Source organism: Photorhabdus australis DSM 17609 (genome assembly GCF_000711895.1).
Classification (GTDB): Bacteria; Pseudomonadota; Gammaproteobacteria; order Enterobacterales; family Enterobacteriaceae; genus Photorhabdus; species Photorhabdus australis.
In genome coordinates this window covers 76,460-87,627 of sequence record NZ_JONO01000025.1, presented here as the reverse complement: position 1 = coordinate 87,627, position 11,168 = coordinate 76,460, and the positions used below count along the sequence as shown (strand labels likewise).

Annotated in this window: 9 protein-coding genes; 4 read left to right on the top strand and 5 right to left on the bottom strand. The window is 40.6% G+C overall.

Annotated features, from left to right (window positions below):
* The coding region (locus BO26_RS08775; protein WP_036770886.1) for a transposase at window positions 1–335 on the top strand (335 nt) is incomplete at its 5' end.
* Between the two features lie 356 nt (window positions 336–691).
* Here the strand turns inward: BO26_RS08775 and yigL are convergent.
* The 3 genes from yigL to recQ are packed head-to-tail and all read right to left on the bottom strand — an operon-like array spanning window position 692 to window position 4,353.
* On the bottom strand, window positions 692–1,492 hold the full coding sequence (gene yigL, locus BO26_RS08770) for a sugar/pyridoxal phosphate phosphatase YigL (RefSeq protein WP_036770878.1): 801 nt from the start codon (window positions 1,490–1,492) through the stop codon (window positions 692–694).
* A 21-nt stretch (window positions 1,493–1,513) separates the two neighbouring features.
* Window positions 1,514–2,512 carry a lysophospholipase L2 gene (gene pldB, locus BO26_RS08765; protein WP_036770877.1) on the bottom strand — a complete coding sequence of 333 codons (999 nt, stop codon included), beginning with the start codon at window positions 2,510–2,512 and terminating at the stop codon, window positions 1,514–1,516.
* A 14-nt stretch (window positions 2,513–2,526) separates the two neighbouring features.
* Window positions 2,527–4,353: an ATP-dependent DNA helicase RecQ gene (gene recQ, locus BO26_RS08760; protein WP_036770875.1), complete on the bottom strand. Its 1,827-nt coding sequence runs from the start codon at window positions 4,351–4,353 to the stop codon at window positions 2,527–2,529.
* A 413-nt stretch (window positions 4,354–4,766) separates the two neighbouring features.
* Between recQ and BO26_RS08755 the strand changes: the two genes are divergently transcribed.
* The 3 genes from BO26_RS08755 to BO26_RS08745 all read left to right on the top strand — a co-directional run bounded on the left by BO26_RS08755 (window position 4,767) and on the right by BO26_RS08745 (window position 6,687).
* Window positions 4,767–5,237 carry a thioesterase family protein gene (locus tag BO26_RS08755; protein WP_036770874.1) on the top strand — a complete coding sequence of 157 codons (471 nt, stop codon included), beginning with the start codon at window positions 4,767–4,769 and terminating at the stop codon, window positions 5,235–5,237.
* Between the two features lie 123 nt (window positions 5,238–5,360).
* The gene (rarD, locus tag BO26_RS08750; protein ID WP_036770873.1) at window positions 5,361–6,251 is read left to right on the top strand and encodes an EamA family transporter RarD; all 891 of its coding nucleotides are present in this window, start codon (window positions 5,361–5,363) and stop codon (window positions 6,249–6,251) included.
* Window positions 6,252–6,369: 118 nt separating this feature from the next.
* Entirely contained in the window at window positions 6,370–6,687 is a 318-nt protein-coding gene (locus tag BO26_RS08745) for a GNAT family N-acetyltransferase (RefSeq protein ID WP_051690917.1), read from the top strand.
* A 1,272-nt stretch (window positions 6,688–7,959) separates the two neighbouring features.
* On the opposite strand, the gene corA is transcribed toward BO26_RS08745, so the two are convergent.
* The gene (corA, locus tag BO26_RS08740) at window positions 7,960–8,910 is read right to left on the bottom strand and encodes a magnesium/cobalt transporter CorA (protein WP_015836191.1); all 951 of its coding nucleotides are present in this window, start codon (window positions 8,908–8,910) and stop codon (window positions 7,960–7,962) included.
* Between the two features lie 95 nt (window positions 8,911–9,005).
* The gene (gene uvrD / locus BO26_RS08735; protein ID WP_110882721.1) at window positions 9,006–11,168 is read right to left on the bottom strand and encodes a DNA helicase II; all 2,163 of its coding nucleotides are present in this window, start codon (window positions 11,166–11,168) and stop codon (window positions 9,006–9,008) included.

Sequence of the window (11,168 nt, the reverse complement as noted above, 5' to 3'; positions counted from 1 at the left end):
TCTATGGCGACAAAGGGTATTTATCGCAAGCGTTATGCGATGAACTAAAAGCTGAAGGAATTACATTAATCACGAATGTTCGCCGTAATATGAAGGGCAAATTTTTATCCCTTTGGGACAAGGCCATGTTAAGAAAACGTTTTTTAATAGAGACAGTGAATGACCAATTGAAAAATATTTCTCAGATAGAGCATTCAAGACATCGGAGCGTAGCCGGCTTTTTACTGGAGGTTGTATCAGGACTCATTGCTTATATCATTGCTTATACATCCCAACCCAAAAAGCCGAGCTTAGGTTTACGTGACCATGAAATTGCAATGCTTAAACAAAACTGAGGTTAAATTAATCACCGATAAAAATAAATTTGTGATTGATATTCTTGTTTGTTAATTCGTCATTTTTAAATAAACTTAAAAACTGCATTTTTTATCTACTTAAAAAACTTTAATCATTTCTATTTTACCTTTAATGATTAAAGCTTTTACCTGTTTCTTCGTGATACGTTTACCCTTTTTCCAGATTTTAAAACCCTCTGATTTTTCCTCAGGGCAATAGTAAAAACAAAAAACCGCGGGATACATCTATCCGCACGGCTTGATTTGAAAAGGCAGTTACTCATTAAATGCCCTATTAAAGAACTCACATTTTCACCAGTAATCTGAGCCAATAGCGCTTAATGATGACTGACCAATTAAACCTGGTACATTTTGCATAAATAACGGGAAACAGCATCATCCGCATTTGAGCCAATCACATCCATATCTGGCAAGATATCTTTCAAACGTTGGTGAGCATCCCGCATAATACAGCCCTTACCTGCCGCCATTAGCATTTCCAGATCATTCATCCCATCACCAAAAGCTATGCAATCACTTAATTTATAACCCATCGATTTAGCAACCTGCTCAAGTGCGTGACCTTTGGAAACTCCACCAGCCATAACCTCCAGACAACTACGCAACGAGAAACTCACATTTACTCTGTCACCCCAACGTGCGTTAATTGCTTCCTCCAGAGAGATCAATAAATCATGATCTTCACAAGTAAAGTAAACTTTGCACACACCATCAGTCTTAAAATTATCACGCTCAAAAAGCTGATAATGAAATACTGACTCCTGGAAAAATGCTTCCTGCTCAGGACTTTCACGATTCATATACCAGTCGTCATTACAGTAATAATTCGTCAGAATATTAGGATTCTCAAACTCCATTAGACACAAATCATGCACAATATCAGGATCAACATTGTGACTGAAAACCAGTTCGCCCGCGGTATCGTGCACCCGGGCACCATTGGAAGTGATCATATAGGCGTTAATACCAAGACTGTCACGGATTTGCGCAACATCCACATGATGACGCCCAGTAGCAAAAATAAAATGAATGCCTTTGTTTGTCAGTAAATTAAGCGTTTCCTTGGTGTGAGAAGTTAATTTGTGATCAGGAGACAGCAAAGTGCCATCTAAATCTGAAGCAACAATGTGATACATAGTTATAGTTCCTAAATTAAATCAATTTTGATCAAAAAAATCACAAATGGCGTTGAGTGCCTGACTACGTAATTCATCTTTTTCAAACAGGATTTCATGATGTGCCCCCTGTATAATCAAAGGTAGCGGCTCTTTAATGAAAACCTCTTCTTTCTGGCGTGATTTACAAAAAGCCCGTAATTTTTGATTATTAATGACCTTATCTTCACTGGCTTTTAAAACCATCAGGGGAGTCTCAATTTTTCCTGCTTTTTCTATCAGCATGTCGCCAACCCGCATACTTTCCCTCATCCAATGGTATGTTGGACCGCCTATACGTAATTCTGGGTAATCCGTGTAATAACGAAGGTAGCGGCAATAACGCTCACGGCTATGTGTCAGAAGGTTTATCAAATAAGGCAACGGACGCCATTTCCCAGTCAATACCGCATAATTATTGCGTCTGTCCGGATATTTTTCTGCCCGGTTTACCAGAAAGGCAGCTAACCAACGTGGCATTGGCAAGCTAATACCAAACATAGGTGCACACAGCGCTGCTGCATCAAAAACCTGGCTGTGACGTAATAAGAATCCCCCTAATATTGCCGCTCCCATGGAATGGGCCAGAGCATAACAGTGAGAATAATGGCGAGGGAAAATATCTTTTTCTATAAACGTTTCAATATCATCAATATAATCATTAAATTTTTCTACATGCCCTTTTTGTGGATCTTCAAGCATCCTGCTGGATCGCCCCTGCCCACGATGATCAACAATAAAAACATCATAACCAAGGTGGTAAAAATCAAATGCGACTTCCGGGTATTTAACATAACTTTCACTACGACCCGGTAAGATAACAACCGCTCTATGATTCTTTGTTGTTGTACAAAAACGGACATAGCGTATCAGCACATTATCAACACCGATAAACTCGCATTCTTCTCTGGATTGCCAGAAATCCAATAAAGGCCCGTTAGCAAAAGCAGAGAACTGTATCTCACGATTGAGCCAGCTTTCTTTCAATCTTTCGGGCGTCATAAATTGTCCTCAAGCTATTCGAATTCCTCCAGATGTTCATGGATCAACGCCATAAAAACACCACCAAAACGTTCAAGTTTCCGTTGCCCTACTCCATTGATTAATAACATCTCATCAGCAGTGACCGGACATTGCTCTGACATTTCAATCAAAGTGACATCATTAAATACAACAAAAGGAGGGATATTATTTTCGTCAGCAATCGATTTTCGCAATTTACGCAGTTTAGCAAACAGTTTGCGATCATAATTACCACTATAAGATTTACTTTGCTGACTGCGCCCTTTCAAACTCTGTATTCGTGGAACAGCTAGTTTCAACGAAACTTCACCACGCAATACTGGTCGTGCTGCTTCTGTTAATTGTAATGCAGAATAATTGGTGATGTTTTGACTGATAAAGCCTAAGTGAATCAGTTGCCGCAATACACTGATCCAATACTCCTGACTTTGCTCTTTACCAATACCATAAACTGGCAAGCGGTCATGCCCCATGTCACGGATACGTTGATTATTCGAACCTCTGAGCACTTCAACGATATAACCGATACCAAAGCGCTGACCAACCCGGTAAACACAAGAAAGCGCTTTTTGTGCATCCACCAGACCCTCATAATTTTTAGGCGGATCAAGGCAAATATCACAGTTGCCGCAAAGGTTTTGCTTATTTTCACCAAAATAATTCAGCAATACCAAGCGGCGGCAAGTTTGCGCTTCGGCAAAAGCGCCCATTGCATTAAGTTTATGCCGTTCAATATCCTGCTGCGTGCCAGCAGGTTTTTCCTCCAAACAACGGCGAAGCCATACCATATCAGCTGGATCATAGAACAGCACCGCTTCCGCAGGTAATCCATCACGTCCGGCACGCCCTGTCTCCTGATAATAGGATTCAATGTTGCGTGGAATATTAAAATGAACCACAAACCTAACATTGGGTTTATTAATTCCCATACCAAACGCGACTGTTGCCACAACAACCTGTAAATCATCACGTTGAAATGCGTCCTGTACCCTAGCTCGTTGACTGTTATCTAGCCCAGCATGATATGGTGCAACACTTAAGCCACGTTTTTGTAAGCGCTCTGACGTTTCTTCAACTTTACTGCGGCTGTTGCAGTAAATGATGCCACTTTTACCTTTCTGAGCACGAATAAATAGCCATAATTGATCTAATGGCTTGTATTTTTCTATCAAGGTATAACGAATATTAGGGCGATCAAAGCTGCTGATATGGATGAGAGGATTATTAAGGTTTAGTAGTCGGACGATATCATTACGGGTGGTTTCATCAGCGGTCGCGGTCAGCGCAATGACAGGTAATGTTGGAAACCGTTGCCTGAGCTGACCCAACGCCCGATATTCAGGCCGAAAATCATGGCCCCACTGTGAAATACAATGTGCTTCATCCACCGCCAGCATAGCCGGCCGCCATTCCAGAAGTTGCTCAAGGAAGTTATCCATCATCAAGCGCTCAGGAGCGATATACAGCAATTTGACCATTCCCTGACGGCAGCGTCGGATCACATCAATCTGCTGTTCGCGAGCCTGAGCTGAATTCAAACAATCAGCTGCAACCCCATTCGCCTGTAATTGATCCACCTGATCTTTCATCAAAGAGATCAATGGGGAAACAACCAAAGTGACGCCTTCCTGTATCAGTGCCGGAATTTGGTAACACAATGATTTACCACCTCCCGTCGGCATAATAACCAGACAATCACGCCCTTCAAGAATGGTATTGATAACTTGTTGCTGACCAGGCCGAAATTGCTGATAACCAAAGGTTTCCCGCAATACCTGCTCTGTCAGTGATATCGTATTGATGACTTCTGCGGTAGACACGCTTTTCCTCAATCATTAAAAAATCACAGACATTATTCAATAACGTCTGGGCATTATGCTATCTCACTCTTGGAATAATTACAGCATGTCATTGAACAATCAGTTCGATACCAACACAGTCAGGGACAAATCTTTGACTATTTCCCTTTCCCCGAAGTTAATTAGTTGACTCCCATACTTTTAAATGTGAAATAGTCTGTTTTCAGTCAGTTAAACCCAACATCGAGGTTTCTGTCTGTTTCAATTTGCCAAGTTACATCTAATCATATTATTTAGTAATTTGATTTTTCTCAGGTTATTACTCTATATTCCTGGCAAACTGGCAAGGTTAGCAACAAAAGCATAATATTAACAATCTATTAACTATATAAAGTCATGTTAACAACACATACCTTGATTTGGGATTAAATTAAATGCCTACAACTGAAATAACCCTAGAAGAAGCCCGCCAACTGATTGGGGATGCTTTTGTTCACCATATGCCCTTTAACCAGTTATTAGGGCTTGAGTTACTTCGATTTGAACAGGATTATGCAGAAATACAATTCCATAATCAGAGTAAACTGGTGGGTAATATCGCACAGAAAATTTTACATGGTGGTGTGATTGCCTCTGTCTTGGATGTATGTGCAGGACTGGTCTGCATCGGTAATACGTTAAGCCGTCTGGCCCCTATTTCACGAGAAGAATTAGAAAAGCGATTATCAACAATGGGAACTATTGATTTGCGGGTAGATTATCTACGTCCCGGTAGAGGTGAACTCTTTACTGCTACCAGTAGTATTATCCGTAGTGGAAATAAAGTTTCTGTTGCCAGAGCTGAACTCCATAATGAACAGAGAGCCCATATTGCCAGCGTAACGGCAGCTTATCTGGTTGGCTAATCATATAATTTTAACTATTTAATCCATTGCGTAATATTCAGCCCGGTGACATATTATTTCCACGTTAACAACGGGCTAAAAGCTCATTACACTTTTTCCACCTTATATTTGCATCAGGATAATATGAACAAACCACAAACTACCAAAGGAGTTCTATACGCCTTCGGAGCCTGCTTTATCTGGGGGATCGCTCCAGTTTATTTTAAATATATCCAGCAAGTACCTGCAGACGAAATTTTGACCCATCGTGTCATATGGTCATTTTTCTTTATGTTGTTGCTGGTAACATTAACTCGCCACTGGTCACAGGTAGCCAAGGTTTTTCATCAACCTAAAAAAGTGTTATTGCTAGCCGTGACTGCTACCGTGGTTGCCTGTAACTGGCTGATTTACATCTGGGCTGTAAACCACGGTCATATGTTGGAGGCCAGTTTAGGTTATTTTATTAGCCCACTGGTTAACGTTTTGTTTGGTATGTTGTTTTTGAGTGAACGTTTCCGTCGAATGCAATGGACTGCTGTTATTCTGGCTTTTACCGGCGTGTTAATCCAGCTATGGCAATTTGGTTCTATACCAGTTATTGGCTTAAGTTTAGCGGTCACTTTTGCCTTGTATGCCCTGCTTCGTAAGAAAATGAATGTTGATGCGCAAACAGGCATGACGATTGAAACATTGTGGTTACTGCCGATTGCAGCCACTTATTTATTTGGTTTTGCTGCCACCCCAACCAGTGATTTAAGTTCTAACCCAGCAACACTTAATTTATTGCTGATTGCTGCGGGCATTATTACTACTGTGCCACTACTGTTATTCACAGAAGCTGCTGCTCACCTGCGCCTATCTACTCTCGGATTCTTCCAGTATGTCGGCCCAACACTGATGTTCCTGCTAGCAACCTTGGTTTACGGTGAACAAATAGGTACCGATCGGCTGATTACTTTCGGCTTTATCTGGGCTGCATTAGTGCTGTTTACATTGGATGCCGTGTATACACAGCGTAAATCGCCGAGATAGCAAAAGTAATGAAATCAGATTAGCCAAAACAACAGAACAAATTACCCCTGAGGCACTTCAGTTACGTGCCTCTCTGATGAGGGAAAATGATTGCAAGTTATTATTAGCAAATCCCCACATGGTAGAACTCCTTACAGAATATATTGCCGCGGGATATATTTATATTGCGGAACAAACTGGCGTAATTCTAGGATTCAGTGTTGTATTGCCGCAATCTGATGGAAATTCAGAACTTGATGGATTATTTATTGAACCGGCTTTTTGGCATCAAGGTATTGGCAAGCAATTGGTACGAACAGCATTGAATAACGTTCATACAAAAGGAGGAACATTATTGCGGGTACTGTCTAATCCTCAAGCTAAAGGGTTTTATATTGCTCTTGGCTTTGAACGTTTGGGGAAAAATATACTCAATTGGGGACGGCAATTTGTATGATTAGGTGTGCACAATGAAATAAGCTACAGATACCATTTTATTCTGTGAATTTCCTAATGAGCACAAGTTATTCATTTGATGAGAAGAACAAAGAATATCATCACAATGTAATTATATTCTCTATATTAATTCTCTCTGTCTCTGCATTAACTTTATTTTTTAATAACTAAATACTATTTCCTCAATAAAAATACCTTTTATTTCACCAATCATGTTTATATATTTAATATGAAAACTACTGTTCTAAAGTTGTATGTTAATAAAAACCTCAATATAAACAAAATAAAATACATCCAAATTAAAATGACGACAAAAAAATTTATTTAACATCAATCAAAAATATAATTATATTAGTGCCACAGACCTACTTCCTTCTATCAATATAAATACATTCATAGAAAAGCTTAAAATCATACAGTTTCTCTCAGTCATGACATCGAAAAAATAGGTTCTTGGTTTATAAAAATGGCAGAATATATAAAAAAACAATTCTCTAGTCAGAGCTTAATTTAGTTTTTAGACCTCTATAATATAAAAACAAGTTACTAATTGATTAATCAGATTTAAAAAAACCATCTTATCAAGAGGAACCACCTTTCTGCCAAAATACGTATTCGACTTGTTATTTAATAAGTCATTCACTTCATTTTTAATATCTACTCTAATTGTATATACTCAAGATACTTCAAAGTGCATGTTTGAAAAACGACTATGCTGTTGAATTTAAATGTTTTTATGTCTGACAACTCAAGCATCTTGAAGTTCATTCGGTATATTAAATTATACCCACATTTACCACGTGCGTTTTCTTGTAAGGATGTTTATTGACATCACTTAACGTTATATCTTTTTCAATCAATATGATTTCGACACAGGAACATTATAAACATCACGCTATATTTGATATCTGAGCACTTTGTATCATCTGTATTAAACAACATCTTAATGAACTATTATCACAAACTTAAAAGTGTAGAAGAACTTTTTACATTAATCAGATTAGCAGGCTTTTGCCATGATATTTCCTTATAATCAATTGGCTATTTTCTTTTGTTAAAAAATAAAATAAATAAAAACAATGGCAGTAAATATGATTAAAAAATAGATATCATTTTATTCACTAATGCCATATTCAATTCATCTTTATACAACACAAGTGGTATTAATAGTTGCCTAGATCATAATAAAACTTCATTATCCGGTGAACAGAGCTTGATTAAAACAAAATGCCGGATAAAAAAACCAGCATTTTGTCGGTAATCTGTAATTGAACTAAAGCCAATTCTTCCGCTTAAAATAAAGATACGGCGCAAGGCCAGCCGCAATCATTAAACCAATTGCGCCCGGATAACCAAATGGCCAGTGCAGTTCTGGCATAAACTCAAAGTTCATACCATAACTGGAAGCCACCAGAGTTGGCGGCAAAAATACCACTGAAACAACTGAGAAGATTTTGATAATCCGGCTCTGCTCTATATTGATAAAACCCATCGCTGCCTGCATCAGGAAGTTAACTTTTTGGAACAAGGATTCATTATGTGGCAACAAGGATTCGATATCCCGCAGTATTTCACGGGCTTGCTCAAGTTGATCAGCCGGTAAACGGGCACGTCGCACCAAAAAGTTAAGCGCCCGCTGAGTATCCATAAGGCACAAACGAACCTTCCAACCAATATCTTCCTGCTCAGCAAGGCTGGACAAGGCAATATCAAACTCATCCCCCTGCTTTCCTTCCATAATGACTCGGCTCAGGGATTCCAGCACGCTGTAAATATTTTCGATAACATCAGCCAACTGCTCGATTTTTGTTTCAAACAAGTCCATCAGCACTTCATAGGCATTACCATCGACTAATATCTGATTACGAGCACGCATGCGATACAATCGGAATGCAGGGAGTTCACGCTCTCGCAATGTATAGAGACGACCATCACGAATAGTAAATGCAACGGTTGCGTTGCCAGCATGGTCTTCTGCGTCTTCAAAATAAAAAAATGAATGGACGTGTATCCCATCTTCATCTTCAAAAAAACGCGCTGATGCCTCAATATCATCCAATTCCGGTCGGGTTGCCAAAATTTGACCTAGTTCATTTTGGACATGAAGCCTATCTCGTTCTTCCGGCTCGACCAAATCTACCCACAAAGAATCGGATAACTTTTCTCCCTCTTCTAATTCAAGACGGAGCAGGCGATTATTCTCTAACTTAAATGCGCTCAGCATGTATCATAAGTCTCCTTTACTCCCTACGTGATCGTAGGGCGCGAATGTTACGCTTAGAAGAAAAAGCGTGTCAACATTCAACCTGGATATTATTTTCAGACCGTTTCAAGCCGGGCATAAGCAGCTACCAACCACTTAATCCCTTCTCCCTGAAACGCAATTTGCAACCGGCTATGCTCACCATTCCCCTCAATATTAACAATGGTTCCTTCACCAAATTTAGAGTGGCGAACACGTTGTCCCAGAGCATAACCGCTATCATTGGAACTTATTTGTGTACCTAACCGACGATGACTAATTGGACGAGATACTGTCGCACGTAACCGAACCTCTTCAATACATTCTGGTGGCAGCTCCCCAATAAAACGGGATGGCCGATGATAAACTTCTTTGCCATATAAACGGCGGCTTTCTGCATAAGTAATTGTCAACTTTTCCATTGCTCGTGTTAGGCCCACATAAGCCAAACGACGTTCTTCTTCCAAACGTCCACCTTCTTCAATCGACATCTGGCTTGGGAACATACCCTCTTCCATTCCTACAATAAACACCTGTGGGAATTCTAGCCCTTTAGCCGAATGTAATGTCATCAGTTGCACCGAATCCTGACAGTCATCTGCCTGACCGTCCCCTGATTCCAATGCGGCATGAGAAAGAAATGCCTGCAATGGCATCAGATCTTCGTCCTCATCTTGATAACTAAACTGGCGAGTTGCAGTGACAAGTTCTTCAAGGTTTTCAATACGCGCCTGCGCTTTCTCACCTTTTTCTTGCTGATACATCGTCCACAGGCCAGAATCACGAATAACCCTGTCAGTCTGAATATGCAATGGCATATCTTCAGTTTCTGTCGATAATGCCTCTATCAACTCAAGAAAGCGCTGTAAGGAAGAAGCAGCACGACCGGCCAGCACTTTCTCCTGAAGCAATGTTTGACAACAGTCCCACAACGTTTGCTGTCGTTCACGGGCAGCCTGGCGCACAATATCCAACGTTCTGTCGCCAATGCCACGAGCTGGCGTATTCACCACACGTTCAAACGCTGCATCATCATTGCGATTAGCAATTAAACGCAAGTAAGCTAGTGCATCTTTAATTTCCTGACGTTCAAAGAAGCGCTGACCACCATAAATACGGTATGGCATTGATGCCTGTAACAGCGCTTCTTCCAGTACTCGAGACTGGGCGTTGCTGCGGTAAAGTATGGCACAGTTTTTCAGCGCTCCCCCGTTTTCAAGCCAGTTTTTAATCCGGCTGACCACATAGCGAGCTTCATCCAACTCATTGAATGCAGAATAAAGGGAAATGGGTTCACCCTCTACACCATCAGTCCACAGATTTTTACCCAGACGATCACTGTTATTGGCAATCAGTGTATTTGCAACCTTTAAAATATTACTGGTGGAACGGTAATTTTGCTCCAAACGAATAGTTTCAGCACCAGAAAAATCTTTCAGAAAACGCTGAATATTCTCAACCTGCGCCCCACGCCAGCCATAAATAGATTGATCATCGTCGCCGACAATCATCACTTTGCCCGTTTCCCCCGCCAGCAAATGAATCCAGGCATATTGAATACTGTTAGTATCTTGAAACTCATCTACCAAAATATTAGTAAATCGACCCTGGTAGTGCTGCAAGATCTGCGGTTTATTCAGCCATAGTTCATGGGCCCGTAGTAGCAACTCTGCAAAATCCACCAGCCCAGCACGATCACAAGCTTCCTGGTAAGCCAGATAAATTTTATGCCATGTCATCTCGACAGGATTGCCATAACTTTCAATATGCTGTGGCCGCAATCCTTCATCTTTTTTACTATTGATGTACCACATCCCCTGACGTGCCGGCCATTGTTTATCATCCAAATTCATCGCCTTGATAATGCGTCTGAGTAGACGATGCTGATCTTCGCTGTCAAGAATCTGAAAATCTTGTGGCAGATTGGCATCCAGATGATGTGCCCGTAACAAACGATGAGCCAAACCATGGAATGTACCAATCCACATTCCTCCTTGACTGGTTCCGATCAGGTTTTCAATCCGGTGACGCATTTCTGCGGCGGCTTTATTGGTAAAAGTCACTGCCATAATGGAAAATGGTGAAGCATTCTCCACTGATAATAACCAGGCAATCCGGTGTACCAGAACCCGGGTTTTACCACTCCCAGCTCCCGCTAGCACCAACATATTTGTCCGCAGGGCTGCTACAGCTTCCCGTTGTTTGTCATTCAGACTTTCGAGCAGATAGGAGACGTCCAT